The organism is Mesorhizobium sp. P2_E9 (assembly GCF_056403815.1).
Genome location: NZ_JBFUET010000016.1, coordinates 14170 through 38592 on the forward strand (window position 1 = coordinate 14170; position 24423 = coordinate 38592).

The following is a 24423-nucleotide window of genomic DNA, read 5'->3' on the forward strand; positions in this document are numbered from 1 at the left end:
CGGCCAGGTCTGGCCGCCTGAACGAAGCAATGCGATGCTGCCGGGACCGAAAGGTTCCGGCAGTTTGATTCGGGGAGGCAAGGCGAGGCCTCCAGATATGGCGCCAGGGGTGCGCCAGGTTGATGAATTCGCGCATGTCCTCCCGACGGGATCACCTTCGGAACCATGCGCCCCGGGGACAGGGCTTGGCTGATATCGGCAAGGACATCGAACGCCCGCTTGGACAGACCGTCCGGGCGCCGCGCGCTGCCGGCAAGGTCAGCGCGGGCGTGATCGTGTCGACCGTTGTCGTGCTGGCGGTGGTTGGCGTCTCGGCCGCGATCGCGCTCAGGCAAAAGCCGTTTCGAAAGCCGCAAGAGGTCGCCGTTTCGACGCCGAAAGTGACGGCGGCCGCCGAACCTGCTGTGTCACCTCCCGCGCTGGCTCCGGCAGCAGCGCCGAAGGTTGAAACACCGACCAAGACCGGTGGTCCGCAGATCATCCATGTGCAGAAGGAGGAGGGCGATGGTCCTCCGCAGGCAGCCATCGTCATCCGTGATCCGTCTGGTATCGGCCAGAACCTGAAGATCGCGCACATCCCCGACAAGGCGCTGATCGAGACCAGCGACACCGGACCCTTGCCGATGCGCTCCGCCGATGGGCGGCGGCCGTTCGACGTCTATGCGCGGCCGTGGTCCGGCGCGCGCGGTGCTCGCGTGGCGATCGTCATCGGTGGATTTGCCGTGTCGCAGACCGGTACCCAGGCGGCCATTGCGAAGCTGCCGCCGGAAGTGACGCTGGGCTTCGCGCCGCAAGGCAACAGCATCGGCCGCTGGATGCAGGCCGCCAGGCAGAGCGGCCACGAGATCGTCATGCAGGTGCCGCTCGAACCTTTCGACTATCCCAACGTCAACCCCGGCCGCAACACGCTGACGGTGGCGGCGAGCGCCGAAGAGAACCTGAAGAACCTGCACTGGGCGCTGTCGCGGACGACGAACTATACCGGTGTCATGAACTATATGGGCGCGCGCTTTTCCGCCGACACGGCGGCGATGGAGCCGTTCATGGCCGAGCTTGGCAAACGGGGTCTCGCCTATATCGACGACGGCTCGTCGGCGCGCAGCCTGGCGCCCGATTTGGCGCTGAAGGACGGCGTGCCCTTTGTCGCCGGCGACATGGCGATCGACGCGGTGCAGGATCGCGGCGCCATCCTGAAGAAACTCGACAGTCTCGAAGCCACCGCGCGGGCAAAGGGCTCTGCCGTCGGCATCGGCTCCGCCTTCGACCTGACGGTCGACACCGTCTCGTCCTGGATTGCCGAGGCCAAGAAACGCGGCATCGAGATCGTGCCGATTTCAGCAGTGGCCATAGATCCGCAAAAAGGCTAGCCACGCCTGATCGCAAATCTCTCGAAGGACAGATGATGGCAAAAAAGGTCGATCGCGAAACGCTGCCTTACCGTCCCTGTGTCGGGTTGATGATCCTCAATGGCGAGGGCCTGGTCTGGGTCGGGCATCGCATTGCCGAACCCGACAGCGAATTCGCCGGCACGACGCAACTCTGGCAGATGCCGCAAGGCGGCATCGACAAGGGCGAGGGGCCACTGCAGGCGGCGGAGCGGGAGCTCTATGAGGAGACCGGCATGCGCAGCGTCTCGCTGCTCGCCGAGGCGCCGGACTGGATCAACTATGATCTGCCGGACCACCTCGTCGGCATTGCCTTCAAGGGCCGGTATCGCGGCCAGACGCAGAAATGGTTCGCCTTCCGCTTCCACGGCGACAGCAGCGAAATCCAGATCAATCCGCCGCCGGGCGGCCACACCGCCGAATTCGACGAATGGTCGTGGCGGCCGATGCGGGACCTGCCCGACCTGATCGTGCCGTTCAAGCGCAAGGTCTATGAAGAGGTGGTGGCGGCGTTCCAGCACCTGGCGCGCTAGCAGGGCGAGCGGCTGGCTCTGAAACGATCGCGGTTGCCGCGCCGGCCCGACGGTCCTATTGATGTCTATCCGCCACAATAAGGGTCGCCATGCACGACGCCCCCAAGAGGTCATCGCCCGAGGATGCTGCCATAAGCGAGGCGGCGGCTGGGGCCATCCTCACCATCGATCTCAGCGCGGTCCGTGAAAACTACAGGCGGCTGCAGGCGCGGCTGGGCGGCATGCGATGCGCCGGCGTGGTCAAGGCCAATGGCTACGGCCTAGGCGCCGCCCAAGTGGCGTCGGCGCTGACCCGGGAAGGCTGCGACACCTTCTTCGTCGCGCTGCTGGCCGAAGGCGTCAAGCTGCGCAAGGCGATCGGGGCTGGCCCCGACATTTACGTGCTGAACGGGCTGCCGCCGGGCTCCGAGCCGGAAGCGGTGGCGGCCGGCCTCTGCGCGGTCATCAACAGCGGCGTGCAGTTGAAAGCCTGGAGTGCTGCGGCACGCGCTGCCGGCCGAAAGCTGCCGGCGGCGGTTCAGGTCGACAGCGGTATGTCGCGGCTCGGCATGGCGCCGGCCGAAGTCGAGGCGCTGGCCGGCGATGCCGGTGCTTTCGACGGCATCGACGTCAGATATGTCATGAGCCATCTGGCCTGCGCGGACGAGCCACGCCATCCGGCCAATGAACAGCAGCGGCAGGCCTTCGAGCGGCTGCGCGCCATGCTTCCCGAGGCGCCTGCCTCGCTTGCCAACTCTTCCGGCATTTTTCTCGGGCCGTCTTACCATTACGACCTCGCCAGGCCAGGGGCGGCACTCTACGGCATCAACCCGACGCCTGGCGAACACAATCCGGTGCTTCCTGTGGTGTCGCTGCAGGCCAAGGTGGCGCAGACGCGCCGCGTCGAAAAGGGCGCCGGCGTCGGCTATGGCCACACCTACCACGCAGACGGTCCGTTGAGCCTGGCGACGATTTCGTTCGGTTATGCGGATGGCTGGCTGCGCCGCTCCGCTTCGGCGGCGTGGTTCGAGGGGGTGCGCCTGCCTTTCCTCGGCCGTGTGTCGATGGATTCGATCATTCTCGACATTTCCGCCCTGCTGCCCGGCAGGCTGCGCGAGGGCGATCTGGTCGAGCTGCTCGGTCCCTCGCAGAGCGTCGACGATGCCGCGGGCCATGCCGGCACCATCGGCTATGAAATCCTGGCCAGTCTCGGCCCGCGCTTTCACCGGCACTACGTCGGGGGTTGAGCGGTTTGGCCGCGCTTGACAAGCGGGCGCCTGTCGGCAAGGTTCGGGCATGAGCAACCTCGCTTACACCAGAACCTTGTTCAGGGTCTGCCCGATCGCGGGATCGTAGCCCCGGCGCGGCCGCCTTCCGGCGTCCGTCCGTACCGGGGCATCCATACATCCACCGTCGCCATCACGTCGTGCAGCTTTTCGCGGCTGTTGGCTTTTCATCACGCCGCTGTCAGGGCGGCAAGCGCGCATCCGTTCGATGCGCCGATCCATGAGGTTTGCCATGCAACATGCAATGGAACTGCGTCCAAGCAGCCAGATTTTGATCAGCGATATCGACCACGGCAGGTTGACCAGCTTGGCGAGGGCCTTGCTCGACCGCGCTCCCGAGACGGCCGATGAACTGCTTTCGGAAATGGACCGGGCTGTCATCACGGACGCGGCGGCGATGCCGGCCGACGTGGTGCGTATGGGTTCGATCGTCACGGTCCGCGCCGAAGGCGGGGAGACCCAACGCATCATGCTGGTCTATCCCGGCGAAGCTGACATTGCCGAAAACAGGATTTCGGTGCTGACCCCGATGGGAACGGCGCTCATCGGAGCGGCGACCGGGCAGGCAGTGTACTGGAGCAGCCGTGGCGGGCGGGAACTTTCGGTGACCGTTGAAGCCGTCGATACGCCGGCCCCCGGCCCGCAACGACTTTGATCGTGGAGGCGATGATGACGAGCACGAATTGCTGCCTGACGACGAAGGACTTCGCAGTTCTCGAAGTCATGCTGGAGCGCCGGCGGGCATTCGCGGATCCGATCGCGCACATCCTGGAACAAAAGCTTTCCAGCGCCGATGTCGTCCCTAACGGTTCAGTTGGTCCCGATATCGTTACGCTGAACAGCAGGGTGGTGTTCAGCATCGATGCCGGCCACGCCGAGACGCGCACCCTGGTGCAGAACGAGGTGCGCGGACCAGTCGGCTCCAGCCTGTCGGTGGCGACGAGGCGTGGGCTCTGCATGCTCGGCATGGCGCAGGGCCAAACGGCATCGATCGAGCACGCTGATGGCCGGCGGGAGTCGATCCTGATCAAGGCCGTGCCTTACCAGCCGGAGGCCGCCCGGCGCGCGGTCAGGCAGAAAGACCGGGCCGGCGGGCGGCGCCCGCACGGGCTCACTCTCGTCTACAGCGCCGCAGCCGATTGGCGACCTCTTGGCGAGACGGCCGGAATGCGGCAGACAGAGGAAGACGACCCCGGCCCCTCGGCGGCGTGAACGGCACGGCGCTCGAAAATCGGCATCGATTTTCATTTGGGATCATGCGCAAATTCAGAAATTGGGTCGCGTCCACGAGCGTCCTGAGACGCGGCGCGGCAAGGAGTGAACGATGAAGATCATGGTGCTGGGTGGTGGCGTCATCGGGGTGACCACGGCCTATTATCTCGCCGAGGCCGGCCACGAGGTGACGGTGCTCGACCGGCAGAAAGGCCCGGCGCTGGAAACCAGTTTCGCCAATGCCGGCGAGATTTCGCCCGGCTATGCCTCGCCCTGGGCCGGGCCCGGCATTCCGCTCAAGGCGATCAAATGGCTGTTGATGAAGCACGGCCCGCTGGTGGTGCGGCCGGTCTTCGACCCGCATATGTGGACGTGGCTGGTCAAGATGCTGCGCAACTGCACGGCCGAGCGCTATGCCATCAACAAGTCGCGCATGGTGCCGCTGGCCGAATACAGCCGCGACACGCTGAAGGCACTGCGCGAAGCGACCGGCATCACCTATGACGAGCGGACCCAAGGCACGCTGCAGCTGTTTCGCACGCAAAAGCAGCTCGACGGCACCGGCGGCGACGTCGAGGTGCTGAAGAAATATGGCGTGCCCTACGAGATCCTCGACCAGGATGGCTGCATCGCGGCGGAACCGGCGCTGGCCGGCGTGCGCGAGAAATTCGTCGGCGGCCTCAGGCTGCCGCATGATGAGACCGGCGACTGCAAGATCTTCACCGAGAAATTGGCCGAGCTTTGCGTGGCGCGTGGCGTGACGTTCGAATACGACACGACGATCTGGCGCGTCATCCGCAGCCGCAACCGCATTTCCAACCTCAGCACCAGCAAGGGTTTCAAGTCCTCAGAAGCCTATGTGATGGCGCTGGGCAGCTACTCGGCCGGCTTCATGCGCCGGATGAAACGGTCGATCCCGGTCTATCCGGTCAAGGGCTATTCGATCACCGTGCCGATCAAGGATGCTGGCCTGGCGCCGGTGTCGACCGTGATGGACGAAACCTACAAGGTGGCGATCACCCGGCTGGGCGACCGCATCCGCGTCGGCGGCACGGCCGAGATTTCCGGCTTCGACCTCAGGCTGCATGAATCGCGGCGCCGCACGCTCGAACATTCGGTCGGCGATCTCTTTCCGGGCGCCGGCGCCATGCGCGAGGCGACCTTCTGGTGCGGGCTGCGGCCGATGACGCCGGATGGGCCGCCGCTAATAGGCCGCACCGAACTTTCCAATCTCTTCCTCAACACCGGCCATGGCACGCTTGGCTGGACCATGGCCTGCGGCTCGGCCAAAGTGCTGGCCGACATCATGTCGAACAAGGTGCCCGACATCGATGCCCGTGCCCTGGCGCAGGAACGCTATCTGAAATAGCGCGGCGCGTCCTCTTGGGTGGATGCAATTCCGGACGGAAAACCGCTTCACACTTTTCCTGGAATTGCATCAGAACGCCTGCCTGACCCAGGCCTCGTCGAACAGCAGCCGGTAGGCCCAAGGGATCGTCACGTTGGTGGAAACCGGGTTCGAGTGGGCGAGATAGTCGTCATAGACCGGCTTCATCCTGACGTAGAAGGCGGGATCGAGCACCATCATGCCGTTCTCTGAATCGTGGAAGAAGCTGCGGTTGTTGAGGTTGACCGAGGAGATGGCGACCAGCCTTTCGTCGATCATCACGATCTTGGAATGCAGCACCACATCAGGCGCCTTGAACTCGCGGATGTTGATGCGGTCGCCATATTTCTCGACGAACAGCTTGTTGAGCGCGGTGAGGAACTTGCCGCCAATATCGCCCTTGAGATCGATGCGGCCGACAATGTCGATCTTGACGCCGCGGGCGAGCGCCCGGTCAAAGGCCTGGGCGAGGCTCGGCGTCAGATTGAGGTAGGGGTTGACGATCTGGATATGGTGTTGGGCGGCGTCGACCAGCTCGACGAAATAGTCTTCCAGCGCATGGTCGTCCTCATAGGGCACCGAAATGAAATGCCGGGTATTGCCTCGGGGGCGGCCATCTGCGCGGACCGGGATGGAGAAGGGGCGCGCCAGATTGGTGTCGGCGTCGCGCAACCATATCGTCGACAGATGCGCGGCGAGCGTCTCGACCGTCGCCTTGTCGGCGAACTCGATGTCGAAGTCGCTCCAGTTCGAATAGTAGTTCAGCGAAAGCCCGTCGGTCTTGCCGTATTGCTGCAGGTCCGGATAGCGCGACAGGTCGATCGGCTGATGGAACAGGAAGCCATCATGGATGTTACGTCCGCCGATGATGACGCGCGAGCGCGCAGGGTCCTCAGCCAGCGTCGCCAGCATCTTGATATGATGGGTCTTGTGCAGTTGTGAAATCTGCTCGTCGATCGGCGCGCCATGATCGGCGCGCCAGCGGTATTCTTGCAGCTCGACATTGGGGAATTCGGCCGCCAGCCGGTGCAGCATGGCGTCGTCCTTTTCGCGCTCCAGCACGTCGGTGACCATGATGCGCACCTTGGTGCCAAGGGCGGCATGATGGCGGATCAGCCGCTCCATGATGCAGCCGGAAAAGTCGGCCTTGAATTCGAGCGAGGACAGATAGATCAGCTTCAGCCTTGGCGCCCTGGAGAAATCGAGCGGCAGTTCCGGGTCGCCGTTGTCTATTGCCGCATCGGACAGGCGCGCGCCCATCAGAGCCTCGACCTTGGCGTTGAAGCCGTCGCGCGACTTGCGCAGCAGCCTGGGCTCGCCGATCGGCAGGGCGCAGGTCTGCGACAGCCAGCGGCTGGCATAGAAGGCGCGTTGAAGCGCGTCGAGGTCGGCGCCGCTGGGAACGGGGCAGCGCTGGTATCGGCTGTCGAAGCTGGCGAGTGCCGGATCGGCTGTCTCCTCGCGCCGGATGGTGAGCGGCGCGCCGGCCGGGGCAAGGCTGGAACGGATTCTCGCCGTACAGCGGTTCAGGCCGTCGCTTGGAAACAGGCTGACCGTATCGTGCTCGCTCGACAGACGAAAGCGAAATGCCGCGCCGGCTGCAATGGTGCGTGACGCTCCGCCGGTGCGGATCGCCAGTGCGCCGTCGCAGCTGCCTTCGATGTCGGCAGGCTGCTGGCCCGCCTGGCGCACAACGATCTCGGTGCTGCGTGCCTGCAGGCCGGAGAAATCGAAAGTTTTGGGAGCCAAGGGCCGCGCCGCCGCATCGATGTAGAGCGTCTGCCGCGACACCCGCCAGCGACCGTCGAAATGGCCCTCGCCGCTGCCGCCATTGGCCGGCGGCAGATGAGTATTGGCGACCGGTCCGGCCAGTTGCTGCAGCGTCGAATAGGTCGCCTGGAAGTCGCTGTTCCGGACGTCGCGGCGGTTGCGCCCGAACGGCCCGGTGCCGTTGGCGCGATCCATGGCGCCGAGCTGGTTGTGGGCAAGCAGCGCCAGGAAGCGTCTTTCATAGTCACTGGTGCCGGCATCGCCAAAAAACTGCGACGCCGCGACCTGCGGCCCGGATGTGCTGGCCGACAGAGAGGGCCGCGTGCAGGCTTCCTGTCCCGGCAGGAGATCGCAGGCATTGCCGCCTGCGCCGGCGCAGCCGGCAAGCGCGGGGAGCACCAGCCCGAACAAAGCGAGGATGATGGATGCGCGGCCGGTCAACCGGCGGCTCCGGCCTTCATGGCGCTCAACTGCGCCGGGTCGCGCGGTGGCATGAAGCCCTGCGGAAAAACCTTGCAGATGGGGATGGCGAAAGTGGCGATCAGCAGTTCCGCCTCGTCGCGCATCTTGCGGGGTGCTGTCTTGTCATCGCGGATGGCCCTGGCTGAGGCGACAAGCGCGCCGTCGCAGTCGCAATGATTGCGGCGGGCGATGTAGCAGGCGTCATGGACCTGGCACACCGCGTCGAGCCGGTCGACCGGGCGGGCCGACAGATCGCCGGTCCGGGTGCCGGGACCGCAATAATTGCCGATGACGAAAGGCGAGGGGCGCGCCATGGCGTAGCGGATCGGCTTGGGCAATTCGGCTTCCGGCACTTTTGTCCACGGGTTGGCACAGGCCGAGACGAAAAGCAGCGGCAGGATGGCAAGAACGGCTCGCATTTTTTCCGCGCCAGCTTTCTGAAAGATTTCCCCACCCGGCGAGCGAGAATTCCGCCGTGCGCCCGGCAGAGTTACGCGCCCGACGTCACAGTCATCGGTTTTGTGGCGAGGAAATGGCGGCATGCCTAGACGAACAGGTTTCGCTCCCGTTCCACCGCCTTGGTGATGAAGCTGGCGACGATCTGGACCCGGCGCAGCGGCCTGACCGATTCGTGATAGACCAGCCAGTACGCGCGGCGAATGGGCGCCACCACATCGACGGGCACCAGTTCCGGCATCGAATGGGCGACGAAGGTGTGCAGGATGCCGATGCCGGCGCCCGATCGCACCGCTTCGGCCTGGCCAAGCGCCGAGGAGATGGCGAAGCTGGTGCGCCAGTCCGCGCTGAACTCAGAGGCATAGTCGAGCGAAGGGCTGACGATCAGATCAGGCACATAGCCGATGAGGGTGTGCTGGCCGAGTTCGGCCGCCGTTTTGGGCAAGCCATGCGCCTCGGCATAGGCGCGTGAGGCGAACAGGCCGAGCGAATAGTCGACCAGCTTTCCCGCCACCAGCCGGCCTTCCGTCGGCCGCTCGACGGTGATGGCGATGTCCGCCTCGCGCCGAGACAGCGAGAAGGAGCGTGGCACCGGCACGAGCTGGATCGTCAGTTCGCGGTGCAGCGCGGTCAGTTCGCCCAGACGCCTGGCCAGGAAGGCGACGCCAAAACCGTCCGGCGCGCCGATGCGCACGGTGCCGGAGATATCGTCGCCTTCGCCCGATATGGTCGAGCGCGCGGCGATCATGTCGCCTTCCATCCGCTCGGCAATATCGAGGAAGCGCTCGCCGGCGGGCGTCAATTCGCTTCCGGTGGTCAGCCGGCGAAAGAGTTTCGTGCGCAGCGCGTCCTCGAGTGCGGCGATGCGGCGCGAGACAGTGGCGTGGTTGAGCTCCAGCCGTCTGGCGGCGCCGAGGATCTGCCCGGCACGGGCCACGGCGAGGAAGATGCGGACGTCATCCCAGTTCACTTTACCCTCCCCCTTGTGGGGAGGGTCGATCCGCGTAGCGGAGCGGGGTGGGGGGACGCCGGCGCCAGACCCCCACCCCGTCGAACGATCTCCGCTTCGCTCCGACCGCTCGCCGACCCTCCCCACAAGGGGGAGGGTGAGGGCCGGGTCCGCCAAGAGAAAGGGGCGCTAAGGGACTCAACCTGTAAATCCTCGGGCGTTGTCGCGTAACCCGCCATTTGCGAGAATTGATGCTCGCTCGTCAATCGATATCTAATTTACGCACAACGGTTGCGTTCTCCCTCGCGTTGCCATCGCGCCTGCAAAGGCGGACAATGCAGCATCACAAACAAAGGGAGAGACATCATGATCGAATACGGTCATTTCATCGGCGGCAAGCATGTCGCCGGCACCAGCGGCCGCAAGCAGGACGTCATGCAGCCGATGGACGGCTCGGTGCGCGGCACGGTGGCGCTGGCTTCGCAGGCGGAACTGCGCGCAGCCGTCGAGAACGCCAAGGCGGCGCAGCCGAAATGGGCTGCCACCAACCCGCAGCGCCGCGTGCGCGTGCTGATGAAATTCCTCGAACTGGTCGCCCGCGACTATGACGAACTGGCCGACATCCTGGCGCGCGAGCACGGCAAGACCATCGCCGATGCCAAGGGCGACATCCAGCGCGGCCTCGAAGTGGTCGAAGTCTGCATCGGCGCGCCGCATATGATGAAGGGCGAGTTCACCGATGGCGCCGGCCCTGGCATCGACGTCTATTCGATGCGCCAGCCGCTCGGCGTCGTCGCCGGCATCACGCCGTTCAATTTCCCGGCGATGATCCCGCTGTGGAAGATCGCGCCGGCGATCGCCTGCGGCAATGCCTTCATCCTGAAGCCGTCGGAGCGTGACCCGGGCGTGCCGATGCGCATCGCCGAACTGTTCCTCGAGGCTGGCCTGCCGGCCGGCATCCTCAACGTCGTCAATGGCGACAAGGATGTCGTCGACGCCATCCTCGACGATCCCGACATCAGGGCCATTGGCTTCGTCGGCTCGACGCCGATCGCCCATTACATCTATTCGCGCGGCACCGCGGCGGGCAAGCGCGTGCAATGCTTCGGCGGCGCCAAGAACCACATGATCATCATGCCCGATGCCGACATGGACCAGACCGTCGACGCGCTGATCGGCGCCGGCTACGGCTCGGCCGGTGAACGCTGCATGGCGATCTCGGTGGCTGTCCCGGTCGGCAACGACACCGCCAACCGGCTGATGGAAAAGCTGATCCCGCGCGTCGAGAGCCTCAAGGTAGGCCCGTCTACGGATTCCTCGGCCGATTTCGGTCCGCTGGTGACGGCGCAGGCTCTGGAGCGCGTCAAGGGTTATGTCGATACCGGCGTCAAGGAAGGCGCCAAGCTGGTTGTCGACGGCCGCGGCTTCTCCATGCAGGGCTATGAGGACGGCTACTACATGGGCGGTTGCCTGTTCGACAATGTGACGGCGGACATGCGCATCTACAAGGAAGAGATCTTTGGGCCGGTGCTCTCGGTGGTGCGCGCACCGACCTATGAGAGCGCCATCAAGCTCGCCAACGACCACGAAATGGGCAATGGCGTCGCCATTTTCACCCGCGACGGCGATGCCGCCCGCGACTTCGCGAGCCGTGTCCAGGTCGGCATGGTTGGCATCAACGTGCCGATCCCGGTGCCGATCGCCTATTACACGTTCGGCGGCTGGAAAGCGTCGTCCTTCGGCGACCTCAACCAGCATGGCCCGGACGCCTTCCGCTTCTACACCAAGACCAAGACGGTCACCTCTCGCTGGCCGTCCGGCATCAAGGACGGTGCGGAATTCGTCATCCCGACGATGAACTAGCCGGACTGTTCTTCGTTTGCGCGTCCTCGCCTTCGGCTGCGGGCGCGCGGCGAGCATCAAGGACGGTGCGGAATTCGTCATCCCGACGATGAACTAGCCGGACTGTTCTTCGTTTGCGCGTCCTCGCTTTCGGCTGCGGGCGCGCGGCGGGCATCAAGGACGGTGCGGAATTCGTCATCCCGACGATGAACTGAGGTCCGACATTTGTTTCACCGAGTTAAGGGCGCGGCTTTTGTCGCGCCCTTGTTTTTTAAGCGACATCACACAGTCGGAATCGTGCCGCCATCGATGACGTACTCGGCGCCGTGGATCGCCGAGGCGCGGTCCGAGACAAGGAAAGCCACCAGTTCGGCGATCTCGTGCGGCCATGCCGGCCGGCCGATGGGAATGCCGCCCAGCGCAGTCATGATGCCCTGGCGGGCGGTTTCCTCGTCCGTACCCGAGTGGGTGGCCAGCCGCTGCACCATGGCTTCCGAAGCGGTGGTGTGGATCCAGCCCGGTGCGACTGAGTTGACACGGATGCCTTTCGGGCCGAGCTCCTTGGACAGTGCCTTGCTGTATGTCGATAGGGCCGCCTTGGCCGCCGCATAGGCGATGGTGGATTCGTGCAGCGGCAGGCGGCGCTGGATCGACGATATATGGATGATCGTACCTGAGCCTTGCTCGATCATATGCGGGACAAGCAGGCGATCGAGCCGCACCGCCGCCAGCAGATTGAGGCTGAGCTCGTCCTGCCAGAGCTGATCGGTCAGTCCGGCAAACCCCCCACCCGGGCTTTTCGACCCGCCGACGCTGTGCACGATGATGTCGATACCACCAAGCTGTTCCATGATGGCCGCGGCCACTGTCTCGGTGCCCGCCAAAGTACTCACATCGGCCTGCACGAACAGCTTCGGCTGGCATGCTTCGGTCGCCGAGCGGGCGGTTGTGAGAACGACCGCCCCGGCCGCCGAAAGCCTGGCAACGATGGCTTCGCCGGCACCCCTGGTGCCGCCGGTGACCAGAACGCGCTTGCCGGCAAATTCCCGGACGTCGATCGCAAATTTCTGAACGATGGTCACGCGCCGATCTCCAGTCGCGTGATCCGGTCCTCGGCCAGGGTGAAGACGTAGTGGAGCGTCGCAGGGCTGCCCGGGAAATTCCCCGACACGATGCCGGCGATCCGCCATGCATCGCCATTGGCGGTCGCGTCGGTGACCTCGACCGTCACCCGGTATTGGCGTGTCGTTGCCTCCATCCAGTCGCGGATGGCGGCTGATCCCTGATGCGTCTCGCCTTCGTCCCGGACCTTGGCGTCCGAAGCGAAGGCGACGAGCATACAGTCGATGTCGTGGCGGTTCTTGGCGGCAAAATAGTCCGCCAGCGGCTGAGGTAGTTCAGTTGTCATGGCCTGTCTCCGGTGCGGGTTGCCGCCGGCGGGCGGCGCTTGTCCGGCTTCTAAAATGCGATATGCTGGTGAAATGACAAGAACCGACGAAAAAGTAAGGTACTTACCCGAAAGTAAGCCCGAGATGCTGACGCCATTGTCCGCAGCAAGCGGCGTCGAGAATGTGCTGCGCATCCTCGAAGGGCGCTGGAAACTGGTGATCCTGTTTCACCTGTTCGGCGGCAAGGTGCTGCGCTTTTCCGATCTCGAACGGGCGATCCCGGCGATCTCGCAGAAGATGTTGATCCAGCAGCTCAGGCAGATGGAGGCCGACGGCATCGTGCGCCGTATCGTGCATCATCAGGTGCCGCCCAAGGTCGAGTACTGCCTGACCGATTGGGGGCAGGCGCTATGTCCGGCTCTCGACGCTCTGCTGAAATGGGCGGCCCTTCGTGAACCCTCGAAAACCTGACGCCGATCGTCGTTCCAGCAACGCGCCGCAAGGGCCTAAATGGCGCTTGTTTTCAGATCGGGGCCTCACCAAATCGATTCCAGGGAATGGATAGATTCCCTGACGACAGACCGGAAACCAGAAGGAGTGACGTGATGACGACGTCGAACCCGGCCTGGAGCGTTTCGGTATATTGAGGCTGCCCATGTGCCTCCCTTTGCCGGAACGCGAAGGCGAAGGAGGTGCCAAATGGCACACAAATTTTCGTTTCGATGGATCACGATAGCCGCGATCGGCACTGCGCTGGCGCTGTCGACGCTATCGGCACAGGCGCAGTTTATCTGCGGCGGCCACAGCGACCTTGTTGCGGCATTGGCAAAGGCCCTGCAACAAAAGCAGATCGGCTACGGTGTGGTTGGTCAGGCCGCCATTGTCGAGGTCTATGTTTCTGCAAGTGGGACTTGGTCCATGCTGGTGACCGATGTGCAGGGCCGAAGCTGCATTTTCGCGACCGGTGACGGGTGGGAGAATACCGCCATCACCGCGGCGCAAGGGATCTGATCGCCGGTTCAACGCGTCGCGGCGACCTCGGCGTGGCCGCGCAGCAGTGCCATCAGCCGCTTGGCGTCCTTGGCGGCTGCCTCCTCGTCGCCGTCGAGGATCGAGCGGATCAGAGCGACGTGATGCTCGGCTGATTCGGCCAGGCCGGTGTCGGCCTTATAGCGAAACCAGAAGCGGCGGCTGTGGGTCTGCAACGGGGCGGCCAGCCGCGCCGCGAAGGGGTTGTCTGCGGCCATCGCCAGGGCCTCGTCGAGCGCCTTGTCGGCCTGGATGAAGGCAAGCACATTGCCCGAGATGACCGCCTTCTGCATGGCAAGGGCCGCTTCGTGAAACAGGTCGGCGGCCTCGCGGGTGACGAAGCGGGCGGCCGAACGGGCCAGCACCACCTCGACGCCGCGCCGGGCGTCGAGCACGCGCAGCCAGTCGCCGGGATGCAGCGGCGCGATCGCGATGCCGGCGCGTGGCCTGACGTCGAGCAGCCCTTCCCAGGCCAGCCGCTGGATCGCCTCGCGCACCGGCGTGCGGCCGAGCGCCAGCTTTTCAATGAGCGCCCCTTCGGTGACAAAGCTCGCCGGCGCCAGCTCCAGCGTGACGATCATATGCTCGAGCACGCGGTAAGCCCTGGCCGCTGCCGGTTCGGACGTCATGGTTGCTTCCATGGATATCAAAGGCGATCTCCTGATATATCCTGAATATATCATAACAGATTCCGCATTGACAGCACGTTTCTTGACAGATATATGACTGATATATCAGAGGAGCAATGACCATGTGGACCGGAGTTTTCCCCGCCGTCACGACCAAATTCACCGCCGACGATCGGCTCGACCATGCCGAGATGGAGCGCTGTTTCAACCTGCAGATGGAGGCCGGCTGCGACGGCATCATCGTCTGCGGCTCGCTCGGCGAAGGGCCGATGCTGTCGCCCGACGAGAAGATCGAAGTGCTGAGGACCGCGCAGAAAGTTGCCGGCAAGAAGCCGGTGCTGCTGACGGTCAACGAGGCGGGCACCCGCGAGGCCGCCAGCATCGCCAAGCGCGCCGCCAAAGAAGGCGCCAATGGCCTGATGGTGGTGCCGAGCCCGATCTACCACACCAACGCGGAGGAGACGGTCGCCGCACTTCGCGCGGTCGCCGAGGCCGGCGACCTGCCGGTCATGATCTACTCCAACCGGCTCGCCTACCGCGTCGACGTCACCGTCGACCAGATGGAGGAGCTGGCATCGGACAAGCGCTTCGTCGCCATCAAGGAATCCTCCGACGATATCAGGCGCTCAACCGAGATCATCAACCGGTTTGGCGACCGCTACGATCTCTTCACCGGCGTCGATAATCTCGCCTTCGAGGCGCTGTCGGTCGGCGCAATCGGCTGGGTGGCCGGTCTGGTCACCGCCTTCCCGCGCGAGACCGTCGCCATCTACCAGCTGATGAAGCAGGGTCGCCGCGAAGAGGCGCTCGCCATCTACCGCTGGTTCCGGCCCTTGCTCGACCTCGATGTCTCGACCTATCTGGTCCAAAACATCAAGCTTGCCGAAGTGATGGCGATTGGTACCAATGACCGCGTGCGCATGCCGCGCCAGCCGCTGTCGGGCGAGCGCCGCAAGGCGGTGGAGAAGATCATAAGGGATGCGCTGGCGGTGCGGCCAAAGCTGCCGTCGCTCCAGACGTCTCCTCTATCGGCGGACAGACTGGTGGCAGCCGAATAAGGGACAGCACCGACGTGCCAGGAAATTCCAAATCCCCGGAACAGGAGCAACGCTCCGCCACTGGGGCACCTTCTCCCCGTTCGCGGGGGGAAGGCGAGGACATCGCCATCGTCGGCGGTGGCATCATCGGCATCTGCGCGGCGGCCTTCCTGGCCGAGGCAGGGCTGGATGTCACGGTCTTCGACCGCACCGGCCTCTGCGAGGAGACGAGTTCCGGCAATGCCGCCGCCTTCGCCTTCTCCGACGTGCTGCCGCTGGCGCACAAGGGCATGATCAAGAATCTGCCGAAATGGCTGGCCGATCCGCTCGGCCCGCTCAGCATTCCACCCGCCTACCTGCCGAAGCTGCTGCCCTGGCTGATCCGCTTCTGGCGCGCCGGCGCGCCGGAAAAATACGAGACCAGCCTCGCCGCCCAGGCCGGAATGATGAAGCTTGCCGAAGCGGAATGGATGGGCCTACTCGATCGCTCGGGCACGCGGCCGATGCTGCGCGAGGACGGCTCGCTCGAACTCTACGAGAGCGAGGCCGAGTTTCAGGCTGGGCTGTCCGGCTGGGCCGCGCGAGAACGCTTTGGCATCGGCTTTCGTCATGTCGAGAGCAATGAGCTTGCAACCCTACAGCCAGGCCTGTCACCGCGTTTCGTCAAGGGCACCTTCGTGCCGGGCTGGAAGACGGTCGCCGACCCAAAACTACTCGGCAAGGCGGTGTGGGCTTACGCCGTAGCCAAGGGCGCCCGCTTTGAAATGGCCCGCATCGACCGGGTCGCTGCAGACCAGGATGGCGCGACACTGACGCTGGCCGATGGCACGACCAGGCAGGCGAGGCAGCTCGTCATCGCTGCCGGCGCCTGGTCGCACCTTTTGGCGCGGCAGCTTGGCGACCGCATTCCGCTGGAAACCGAGCGCGGCTACAACACGACCTTGCCCAAGAGCGCCTTCGACGTGAAGCGGCAGCTGATCTTTTCCGGGCATGGCTTCGTCATCACGCCGCTCGAGACGGGCCTGCGCGTCGGCGGTGCCGTCGAACTCGGCGGCATCGAGCGGCCACCCAATTATGCCAGGTCGAAGGCGCTCTTGCAGAAGGCACAGAAATTCCTGCCGGGGCTCAATCCCTCGGGCGGGCGCGAATGGATGGGGTTCCGGCCCTCGCTGCCGGATTCGGTGCCTGTCATCGGCAAGGCGTCGGGAAGCCGGCCGGTGGTCTATGCTTTCGGCCATGGCCATCTCGGCCTGACCCAGGCGGCGGCAACCGGACGGTTGATCCGGGAAATAGTCCTGGGGCAGGTTGCGCCTGTTGATCTGGCCCCTTTCAGTCCACAACGTTTTTGAGTTCATCGCGGTTTTGAATTTTTCGAGGAACGACATGGCCAAGAAATCCTTCTTCTGCATCGACGGCCACACTTGCGGCAATCCGGTGCGTCTGGTCGCCGGCGGCGGCCCGCTGCTCGAGGGCTCGACGATGATGGAACGGCGCGCGCATTTCCTCGCCGAGTATGACTGGATCCGCACCGGGCTAATGTTCGAGCCGCGCGGCCATGACGTGATGTCGGGTTCGATCCTCTATCCGCCGACGCGCGAGGACTGCGACATCGCCATCCTGTTCATCGAAACCTCCGGCTGCCTGCCGATGTGCGGCCACGGCACCATCGGCACGGTAACGATGGCCATCGAACACGGGCTGATCAAGCCGAAGACGCCGGGTGTGCTGAGGCTCGACACGCCGGCCGGTCTGGTCATCGCCGAGTACAAACAGGTGGGCGACTATGTCGAGGAGGTGCGCATCACCAACGTGCCGTCCTTCCTCTATGCCGAAGGCCTGACGGTCGAATGTCCCGGGCTCGGCGAGATCACAGTCGATGTCGCCTATGGCGGCAACTTCTACGCCATTGTCGAGCCGCAGGCGAATTATCGCGACATGGCGGATTATTCTGCCGGCGACCTCATCGCCTGGAGCCCGGTGGTGCGCCAGCGGCTGAACGAGAAATACACTTTCGTGCATCCGGAGAACCCGGGCATCAACCGGCTGTCGCATATGTTGTGGACCGGCAAGGCGACGGTGGACGGGGCCGACGCCCGCAACGCCGTCTTCTACGGCGACAAGGCGATCGACCGCTCCCCGTGCGGCACCGGAACCTCGGCGCGCATGGCGCAGCTTCATGCCAAGGGCAAGCTCAAGGCCGGCGACGCCTTCGTGCATGAATCGATCATCGGCTCGTTGTTCAAGGGCAAGGTCGAAAAGGAGGTCACCGTCGCGGGCAAGCCGGCAATCATTCCCTCGATCGGCGGCTGGGCGCGCATGACCGGACTGAACACGATCTTCATCGACGACCGCGATCCGTTCGCGCATGGTTTCGTCGTCAAGTGATATCGGCGGATCGCTGATCATCAGCATCGACCGATACCGCACGGCGAAACCAGTCGGTGAAGGTGAGCGCGGCTGATGAGGCATCCTCCGACATCGTCAGAAAATAGCTCTTGTCGCGGTTGGTCGAGACATCGGACAGCACCACCAGGTCGCCGCGTTTCAGTTCGTCACGAAAAACGTCGACGGGACAAAGCGCCACGCCGTGACCGGCGATGACCGCGGTTGCGAGGATATTGAAATCGGCGAAGACGGGGCCGTTGCCGACATCGACATTGGCCAGTCCGGCCGCGGAGAACCACTCACTCCAGCCCTGCCGGTTCTCGTCGTGCAACAGGTCCGCGCCGGCGATCCCCGAAGGGGTACGCAGCTCCCTTCCGGCCAGATAATGCGGGCTGCACACCGGTCGGTTGAGGCGTGAAAACAGTTTGAGGCTGGTGACGCCAGGTGTCGGATCGGCTCCGAGCGTGATCAGCACATCGTTCTCATCATCTCCGAGCCTGTCCTCGGCCTTGGCATAAGCGACCCGCATGCCGATACCGGGATGGCTTGATGTAAAGTCCGGCAGGCGAGGAACCAGCCAGCGGCTGGCGATGGACGGTATACAGCCTACGGACAGTGTCACGGATGCCGCATTGCGGCGGATGCGCCGGCATGTGGCGCCAAGCTCCGCAAGGGCGCCGCTCGCCGACGCCTGCAGGATCACGCCGGCATCCGTCAGCCGCACCTTGCGTGCGTCCCGGTGGAACAGAGGCACGCCCAACCACTCTTCCAACCGTCTGATCTGGTGGCTTATGGCTGGATGCGTGACATGCAGTTCTTCGCCGGCAGCCGAAAAACTCAAATGGCGTGCAGCGGCCTCGAAGGCGCGTATCGCGTTCAGCGGGATATAGTCCATCTGTCAAATTTACTAACATATGAGATGAGAAGCAATCATTTGAACGCCTGGAGATCCTGCGGCATTGCTGTGGCCGGTTGGGAGTTTTTAGCGGAAATGCCGCCAAATTCGGCTTTTATCTGAAATCTCCTACGGTTACGGTATTGGCAGGGAAAGAAAGTATGTTCACCAGACAATTGGCTGATGTAGAAAAATCTGACTTCTTCGTGGATTGGGGCAATGGCACCAGTCACCGCCTGCTGACACAGCAGGACGGCATGGGGTTCACCGTCTGCCACACCGTTGTGCGCGCCGGCAGCGAATCGCGCCTGCATTACCGCAGGCATTTCGAAGCCTGCTACTGCATCGCCGGCGCTGGTGAGGTCGAAGACATGTCCGGTGCGGTGCATCGTATTGAGCCCGGCACGATCTATGTGCTCGACGAACATGACGAGCATTATCTGCGTGCCGACGCTGCAAGCGACATGATCCTGGTCAGTGTCTTCAACCCTCCCCTTCAGGGCACCGAGCGGCATGCGCTGAGCGGGGACGGCGGCTCAGCGTACTGATCCGGAGCAAGGCAATCGTTCCTCGATCGGTAGCCGGACAAGTACAAGCGCATTGAGTGGCATCGTCGACGACGACCGCGACCCGTTCACGCACGGCTTGTGGTCAAGCAGGAAGAATCCTGACCCTGCGGAAAGGAGTGTGGCGAAAAAACGAACCGTGTCAGGAACGCAACGATTCCTCTTATCACCTAATTTTGACGGCGGTTTCTTCGAAACGGGGCGCATGATGCGGCCGAATCGTCAAAGACATTGCGTTATGCCAATGGTAGGGTCCGCGATAGTCCAGGGGTCGGATGGGAGAAAACGGGCAATCGGACGGCGTGCCGACAAAACACGCATGACGATTGAAAAATGACGTTGCAATCCGGGCTCGAAACTTTACGACTAGGGGAAATACGAAAAGGAATGCGTCTGCATGGGCGACATTCCAGGGGAGCCATGTACACATGCAGTATTTTGTCCAGCAGCTTATCAATGGGCTGACGCTGGGATCGATCTATGGGCTGATCGCAATCGGCTACACGATGGTCTACGGCATCATCGGCATGATCAATTTCGCCCATGGCGATATCTTCATGGTAGGCGCCTTCGCGGCGCTGATCGTTTTCCTGATCCTTACGTCGCTGTTTTATTCGGTGCCCGTGGTCGTAGCACTCCTGGTCATGATGATCGTGGCGATGCTGCTGACCAGCCTCTACAACTGGACGATCGAGAAGGTGGCCTACCGGCCGCTGCGCGGCTCGTTCCGGCTGGCGCCGCTGATCACCGCCATCGGCATGTCGATCGCGCTGTCGAACTTCGTTCAGGTGACGCAAGGGCCGCGCAACAAGCCGATCCCGCCAATGGTGTCGAAGGTCTACGACATCGACGGTGTCAGCGTGTCGCTGAAGCAGATCATCATCGTCATCGTCACCGCGCTGCTGCTGGCGCTGTTCTGGTACCTGGTCAACAAGACCTCGCTTGGCCGCGCCCAGCGCGCCTGCGAACAGGACCGCAAGATGGCGGCGCTGCTCGGCATCGATGTCGACCGCACCATCTCGATCACCTTCATCATGGGCGCTGCCCTTGCGGCCGTCGCCGGCACGCTGTTCCTGATGTACTACGGCGTCGTTGCCTTCTCCGACGGCTTCACACCTGGTGTGAAAGCCTTCACGGCGGCGGTGCTCGGCGGCATCGGCTCACTGCCGGGTGCAGTGCTCGGCGGGCTGATGATCGGCTTCATCGAGAGCATGTGGTCGGCGTATTTCTCGATCGACTACAAGGACGTCGCGGCGTTCTCCATCCTGGCCATCGTGCTGATCTTCCTGCCTTCCGGCATTCTGGGCCGGCCAGAAGTTGAAAAGGTCTGAGATCATGGCCGTCACCGTATCTCCCGAGCGCGACACCGTCGCCACCCCTGTCCAACGGGCCCTCAAGGAAGCGTTCTATGCCGGCGCCATCTCGCTTGGCTTGTTCGTGCTGTTCATCGGCCTGAAGACCGGTCAGAACATGTCCAATGAACTGGTCGTGACGACACGCTGGGGCCTGCTCGCCGCCGTGGTGGTCGCCACGGCCGTCGGGCGCTTCCTCTATGTCGCCTATGGCCAGCCCTTCATGGCCAGCCAGAAGATAACCAATGTTGCCACCGGCCTGTTGCCGACCAGCGTGGCGACACGATTCTTCCAGTTGCCGTGGTTCATCGCGGCCCTTGTCGCGGCGGTGCTGCTGTTTGTATTGAACAGCTCTCTCGCCGGATGGGTGGGAGCAGAACCGGCCGGCTATCTGCAATTCCTGCGCGCTCTGGCGGTCATCTATGTGCTGGCTTGCGTGATCTACTACTTCCGCGCCTTCATCCATGCCAACTTCACCAAATTGGGCATCACGGCGCTGGTGTTGTATCCCATCCTCGTGGTCGCGGTGCTGTCGCTGAACGCCTGGTCGATCACCGGGGGGCTGCAGGGTTCGCTGAAATGGGTCGACAATTTCGGCATCCAGATCCTGATCTATGTGATGCTGGCCTGGGGCCTGAACATCGTCGTCGGCCTCGCCGGCCTGCTCGACCTCGGCTACGTCGCCTTCTATGCACTTGGCGCTTATGCCTATGCGCTTCTCGCCACGCAATTCGGCCTGTCGTTCTGGATCCTGTTGCCGGCCGCCGGCGCCATGGCGGCGCTGTGGGGCGTGCTGCTCGGCTTCCCCGTACTGCGCCTGCGGGGCGATTATCTGGCGATCGTGACGCTGGCTTTCGGCGAGATCATCCGCCTGGTGCTGATCAACTGGCGCGAGGTCACCAACGGATCCGCCGGCATTTCCGGCATTCCCAAGGTCAGCTTCTTCGGCCTGATGTCGTTCAACGTGTCGGACCCCAACTACATCGCCAAGGTTCTGCACATCGCCCAGTCAGGCGCCTACTACAAGATCTTCCTCTACTATCTGATCCTGGGCCTGTGCCTGCTCACCGCTTTCGTCACCATCAGGCTGCGCCGTCTGCCGGTCGGCCGCGCATGGGAAGCCTTGCGTGAGGACGAGATCGCGTGCCGCTCGCTCGGCATCAACACGACGACAACCAAGCTGACCGCCTTTGCCACCGGCGCCATGTTCGGCGGCTTTGCCGGGTCGTTCTTTGCGGCACGGCAAGGCTTCGTCAGCCCGGAATCCTTCGTCTTCCTGGAATCGGCCATCATCCTGGCGATCGTCGTTCTCGGCGGCATGGGCTCGCTGGTCGGTATCGCTGTGGCGGCGCTGGTGATGATCGGCGGCACCGAGGCGTTGCGCGAGCTCGACTTCCTCAAACAAATCTTCGGGGATGATTTCACCCCGGAACTCTACCGCATGCTTCTGTTCGGCATGGCCATGGTTATCGTCATGCTGTGGAAGCCGCGCGGCTTCGTCGGCAGTCGCGAACCGACAGCTTTCCTGAAAGAGCGAAGGGCTGTCTCCGGTTCCTTCACCAAGGAGGGCCACGGCTGATGAACGCGAACTCGATTCAGAAGACCAATCCAGGCATGAACGACGCCATCCTGCAGGTCGAGCACCTATCGATGAAGTTCGGCGGCTTGGTCGCCATCGGCGACCTGTCCTTCGCTGCCAAGCGCGGCGAGATCACGGCGCTGATCGGCCCCAATGGCGCCGGCAAGACCACCGTGTTCAATTGCATCACCGGCTTCTACAAGCCGTCGGAAGGCATGATCACGCTCAATCGGGCCGACGGCTCGAGCTTCCTGCTCGAGCGGTTGCCCAACCATGAGATCCCGGCGCGTGCCAAGGTGGCGCGCACCTTCCAGAACATCCGTCTGTTCTCCGGCATGACGCTGCTGGAGAACCTGCTGGTCGCCCAGCACAACAAGCTGATGAAGGCATCGGGCTATACGATCCTGGGCCTGTTCGGCTTCAGCGGCTACCGCAAGGCCTCGGCAGAATCGGTGGAGCTCGCCAAGCACTGGCTGGAGAAGGCCGATCTCGTCGACCGCGCCGACGATCCGGCCGGCGACCTGCCCTATGGCGCACAGCGGCGTCTCGAGATCGCACGCGCAATGTGCACCGGGCCAGAGCTTCTGTGCCTCGACGAGCCGGCAGCCGGCCTCAATCCGAAGGAATCAGCGGCGCTCAACGAACTGCTGATCGACATCAAGAACACATCAGGCACCTCGATCCTGCTGATCGAGCACGACATGTCTGTGGTCATGCAGATTTCCGACCATGTCGTGGTGTTGGAATATGGCCGCAAGATCTCCGACGGCAGTCCGCAGTCGGTGCGCACCGATCCGCGCGTCATCGCCGCCTATCTCGGCGTCGACGACGAGGAGGTCGAGACCGTGCTGACCGAAGTGGGTGACGAAGACGTTATCGAGCAGCTCGACATAGCGCCGGATGCCGCGCATGGCCCGGGGACATCGTCGTCATACCTGGCCGGACCGGTGAGCGACACGGTCGGTCACAGCGAGGGCGAGCGCGTCACCGTGTCGAAAGGCGCCTCGAAGGCGGCGCAGGTCGACGCCCGCGCGGCCAGCGTGGCCAGCAAACCTGTCGTGGCGACACCGGCCCCATCCAAGCCGGCCGCGAAGGCGGGCACGGCGAAGGCGGCACCGAAGAAAACCGCCGCCAAGGCGCCCGCGGCAAAGGCTGAAGGCATTTCGAACCGCCTCGCCGCCCCCCGCGGTGGCAAGGCCGACAATCTGACCCGCATCAAGGGCATCGGTACGGTCAACGAGAAGAAGCTCAACGATCACGGCATCTTCCACTTCGACCAGATCGGCGCCTGGAAAAAGGCCGATGTCGAGGCTGCTGAAGCTTACTTGGCCTTTGATGGACGCATCGCGCGTGAAGAGTGGGTCAAGCAGGCCAAGCTGCTCGGCCAGGGCAAGGACACGGAATTCGCGCGCCGTGTCGATGCCGGCAAGGTGGCGACCAGCCACGTTTCCGCAAAGACCGCCAGCACGGCCAAACCTGTGTCGGGCAAGCCTGTGCCGGGCAAGCGTGGAGGGGGCAAGTGATGGCCGGGACAACGCTGCTCGATATCAAGGGTGTACAGACCTACTACGGCAACATCCGGGCGCTGAACGGCGTCGATGTCACCGTCAAGGAGGGTGAGATCGTGGCGCTGATCGGCGCCAACGGCGCCGGCAAGTCGACGCTGATGATGACCATTTTCGGGGCACCGCGCGCCCGTGCGGGAAGCATCACCTTCGCCGGCACCGACATCACCCAGATGCCGACGCACGAGATCGCCCGCATGCGCATTGCCCAGTCGCCGGAAGGTCGCCGCATCTTCCCGCGCATGACGGTGATGGAAAACCTGCAGATGGGCGCCAGCCTCGACAACCTCAAGCACTATGACGAGGATGTCGAGAAGGTGTTCACACTATTCCCGCGGCTCAAGGAGCGCATCGCCCAGCGTGGTGGCACACTGTCGGGCGGCGAGCAGCAGATGCTGTCGATCGGACGCGCGCTGATGGCGCGGCCAAAGCTGCTTTTGCTCGACGAGCCGTCTCTGGGTCTGGCGCCGCTGATCGTCAAGCAGATCTTCGATGCCATCCGCGAGTTGAACCGCACGCAGGGGCTGACCGTGTTCCTGGTCGAGCAGAACGCCTTTGGTGCGTTGAAACTCGCCACGCGCGGCTATGTCATGGTCAACGGCAATGTGACGATGAGCGGCACCGGCAAGGAACTGCTCGCCAATCCCGAAGTGCGCGCCGCCTATCTCGAAGGCGGACACCACTGAGTTTGGAGCGGAATGTGTGCCTCGGGTATTCCACTCCAAATTGTTTGTTTG

Annotated in this window: 24 protein-coding genes; 17 read left to right on the top strand and 7 right to left on the bottom strand. The window is 63.7% G+C overall.

Translation table 11 applies throughout. The features are described from left to right. The first annotated feature begins 185 nt into the window (after positions 1 to 185). The 6 genes from AC1D05_RS25930 to AC1D05_RS25955 all read left to right on the top strand — a co-directional run bounded on the left by AC1D05_RS25930 (position 186) and on the right by AC1D05_RS25955 (position 5764). Complete coding sequence (locus tag AC1D05_RS25930) at positions 186 to 1367, top strand: divergent polysaccharide deacetylase family protein (RefSeq protein WP_477444565.1); 1182 nt, start codon at positions 186 to 188, stop codon at positions 1365 to 1367. 35 nt (positions 1368 to 1402) lie between these two features. After that, positions 1403 to 1918: an RNA pyrophosphohydrolase gene (locus AC1D05_RS25935; RefSeq protein WP_477444720.1), complete on the top strand. Its 516-nt coding sequence runs from the start codon at positions 1403 to 1405 to the stop codon at positions 1916 to 1918. Between the two features lie 89 nt (positions 1919 to 2007). Beyond that, the gene (gene alr / locus AC1D05_RS25940; protein WP_477444566.1) at positions 2008 to 3144 is read left to right on the top strand and encodes an alanine racemase; all 1137 of its coding nucleotides are present in this window, start codon (positions 2008 to 2010) and stop codon (positions 3142 to 3144) included. 271 nt (positions 3145 to 3415) lie between these two features. Next, the gene (gene rnk / locus AC1D05_RS25945; RefSeq protein ID WP_477444567.1) at positions 3416 to 3838 is read left to right on the top strand and encodes a nucleoside diphosphate kinase regulator; all 423 of its coding nucleotides are present in this window, start codon (positions 3416 to 3418) and stop codon (positions 3836 to 3838) included. 14 nt (positions 3839 to 3852) lie between these two features. After that, on the top strand, positions 3853 to 4395 hold the full coding sequence (locus AC1D05_RS25950) for a GreA/GreB family elongation factor (RefSeq protein WP_477444568.1): 543 nt from the start codon (positions 3853 to 3855) through the stop codon (positions 4393 to 4395). Positions 4396 to 4507: 112 nt separating this feature from the next. Continuing rightward, positions 4508 to 5764 carry a D-amino acid dehydrogenase gene (locus AC1D05_RS25955; RefSeq protein ID WP_477444569.1) on the top strand — a complete coding sequence of 419 codons (1257 nt, stop codon included), beginning with the start codon at positions 4508 to 4510 and terminating at the stop codon, positions 5762 to 5764. A 69-nt stretch (positions 5765 to 5833) separates the two neighbouring features. Here AC1D05_RS25955 and AC1D05_RS25960 read toward each other — a convergent pair whose 3' ends face one another. From AC1D05_RS25960 to AC1D05_RS25970, 3 genes are all read right to left on the bottom strand, one after another. After that, positions 5834 to 7993, bottom strand: coding sequence for a phospholipase D-like domain-containing protein (locus AC1D05_RS25960; RefSeq protein ID WP_477444570.1), 2160 nt, complete (start codon positions 7991 to 7993; stop codon positions 5834 to 5836). Next, positions 7990 to 8433, bottom strand: coding sequence for a hypothetical protein (locus AC1D05_RS25965; protein ID WP_477444571.1), 444 nt, complete (start codon positions 8431 to 8433; stop codon positions 7990 to 7992). Before AC1D05_RS25965 ends, AC1D05_RS25960 begins: the two co-directional genes overlap by 4 nt. A 125-nt stretch (positions 8434 to 8558) precedes the next feature. Beyond that, positions 8559 to 9440, bottom strand: coding sequence for a LysR family transcriptional regulator (locus AC1D05_RS25970; RefSeq protein WP_477444572.1), 882 nt, complete (start codon positions 9438 to 9440; stop codon positions 8559 to 8561). 345 nt (positions 9441 to 9785) lie between these two features. Between AC1D05_RS25970 and AC1D05_RS25975 the strand changes: the two genes are divergently transcribed. Continuing rightward, entirely contained in the window at positions 9786 to 11282 is a 1497-nt protein-coding gene (locus AC1D05_RS25975) for a CoA-acylating methylmalonate-semialdehyde dehydrogenase (RefSeq protein WP_477444573.1), read from the top strand. A gap of 260 nt (positions 11283 to 11542) precedes the next feature. Here the strand turns inward: AC1D05_RS25975 and AC1D05_RS25980 are convergent, their stop codons facing one another. Both AC1D05_RS25980 and AC1D05_RS25985 read right to left on the bottom strand, forming a co-directional pair. Further along, positions 11543 to 12343 carry an SDR family oxidoreductase gene (locus AC1D05_RS25980; RefSeq protein WP_477444574.1) on the bottom strand — a complete coding sequence of 267 codons (801 nt, stop codon included), beginning with the start codon at positions 12341 to 12343 and terminating at the stop codon, positions 11543 to 11545. Then, positions 12340 to 12669 (bottom strand): nuclear transport factor 2 family protein, encoded by a 330-nt coding sequence (locus AC1D05_RS25985; protein ID WP_477444575.1) that lies wholly within the window; start codon positions 12667 to 12669, stop codon positions 12340 to 12342. Before AC1D05_RS25985 ends, AC1D05_RS25980 begins: the two co-directional genes overlap by 4 nt. A gap of 127 nt (positions 12670 to 12796) precedes the next feature. Between AC1D05_RS25985 and AC1D05_RS25990 the strand changes: the two genes are divergently transcribed. Continuing rightward, positions 12797 to 13120 (top strand): winged helix-turn-helix transcriptional regulator, encoded by a 324-nt coding sequence (locus tag AC1D05_RS25990; RefSeq protein ID WP_475460241.1) that lies wholly within the window; start codon positions 12797 to 12799, stop codon positions 13118 to 13120. 228 nt (positions 13121 to 13348) lie between these two features. Next, a complete protein-coding gene (locus AC1D05_RS25995; protein ID WP_477444576.1) occupies positions 13349 to 13660 on the top strand; it encodes a hypothetical protein in 312 nt (103 codons plus the stop codon). Between the two features lie 8 nt (positions 13661 to 13668). Here AC1D05_RS25995 and AC1D05_RS26000 read toward each other — a convergent pair whose 3' ends face one another. Continuing rightward, the gene (locus tag AC1D05_RS26000) at positions 13669 to 14361 is read right to left on the bottom strand and encodes a GntR family transcriptional regulator (protein WP_477444577.1); all 693 of its coding nucleotides are present in this window, start codon (positions 14359 to 14361) and stop codon (positions 13669 to 13671) included. A gap of 68 nt (positions 14362 to 14429) precedes the next feature. On the opposite strand from AC1D05_RS26000, the gene AC1D05_RS26005 reads away from it, so the two are divergent. From AC1D05_RS26005 to AC1D05_RS26015, 3 genes are read left to right on the top strand one after another with little or no spacing between them, the layout of a single operon-like run. Next, positions 14430 to 15365 carry a dihydrodipicolinate synthase family protein gene (locus tag AC1D05_RS26005; RefSeq protein ID WP_477444578.1) on the top strand — a complete coding sequence of 312 codons (936 nt, stop codon included), beginning with the start codon at positions 14430 to 14432 and terminating at the stop codon, positions 15363 to 15365. A 14-nt stretch (positions 15366 to 15379) separates the two neighbouring features. Next, positions 15380 to 16693, top strand: a complete 1314-nt coding sequence (locus AC1D05_RS26010) for an NAD(P)/FAD-dependent oxidoreductase (RefSeq protein ID WP_477444579.1) — start codon at positions 15380 to 15382, stop codon at positions 16691 to 16693. Positions 16694 to 16727: 34 nt separating this feature from the next. After that, positions 16728 to 17729, top strand: coding sequence for a 4-hydroxyproline epimerase (locus AC1D05_RS26015; RefSeq protein WP_477444580.1), 1002 nt, complete (start codon positions 16728 to 16730; stop codon positions 17727 to 17729). On the opposite strand, the gene AC1D05_RS26020 is transcribed toward AC1D05_RS26015, so the two are convergent. Further along, positions 17722 to 18624 (bottom strand): LysR substrate-binding domain-containing protein, encoded by a 903-nt coding sequence (locus tag AC1D05_RS26020; protein ID WP_477444581.1) that lies wholly within the window; start codon positions 18622 to 18624, stop codon positions 17722 to 17724. The two genes, AC1D05_RS26015 and AC1D05_RS26020, sit on opposite strands and share 8 nt — an antisense overlap. Positions 18625 to 18785: 161 nt before the next feature. Here AC1D05_RS26020 and AC1D05_RS26025 point away from each other — a divergent pair, with 161 nt between their 5' ends. From AC1D05_RS26025 to AC1D05_RS26045, 5 genes are all read left to right on the top strand, one after another. Next, entirely contained in the window at positions 18786 to 19172 is a 387-nt protein-coding gene (locus AC1D05_RS26025) for an ectoine synthase (RefSeq protein ID WP_477444582.1), read from the top strand. Positions 19173 to 19618: 446 nt separating this feature from the next. Then, complete coding sequence (locus AC1D05_RS26030) at positions 19619 to 20521, top strand: branched-chain amino acid ABC transporter permease (protein WP_477444583.1); 903 nt, start codon at positions 19619 to 19621, stop codon at positions 20519 to 20521. A gap of 4 nt (positions 20522 to 20525) precedes the next feature. After that, positions 20526 to 22121 carry a high-affinity branched-chain amino acid ABC transporter permease LivM gene (gene livM / locus AC1D05_RS26035; protein WP_477444584.1) on the top strand — a complete coding sequence of 532 codons (1596 nt, stop codon included), beginning with the start codon at positions 20526 to 20528 and terminating at the stop codon, positions 22119 to 22121. Then, positions 22121 to 23644: an ATP-binding cassette domain-containing protein gene (locus AC1D05_RS26040; RefSeq protein WP_477444585.1), complete on the top strand. Its 1524-nt coding sequence runs from the start codon at positions 22121 to 22123 to the stop codon at positions 23642 to 23644. The genes livM and AC1D05_RS26040 overlap by 1 nt, the downstream gene beginning before the upstream one ends. Beyond that, a complete protein-coding gene (locus AC1D05_RS26045) occupies positions 23644 to 24372 on the top strand; it encodes an ABC transporter ATP-binding protein (protein WP_477444586.1) in 729 nt (242 codons plus the stop codon). Before AC1D05_RS26040 ends, AC1D05_RS26045 begins: the two co-directional genes overlap by 1 nt. Positions 24373 to 24423 lie beyond the last annotated feature (51 nt).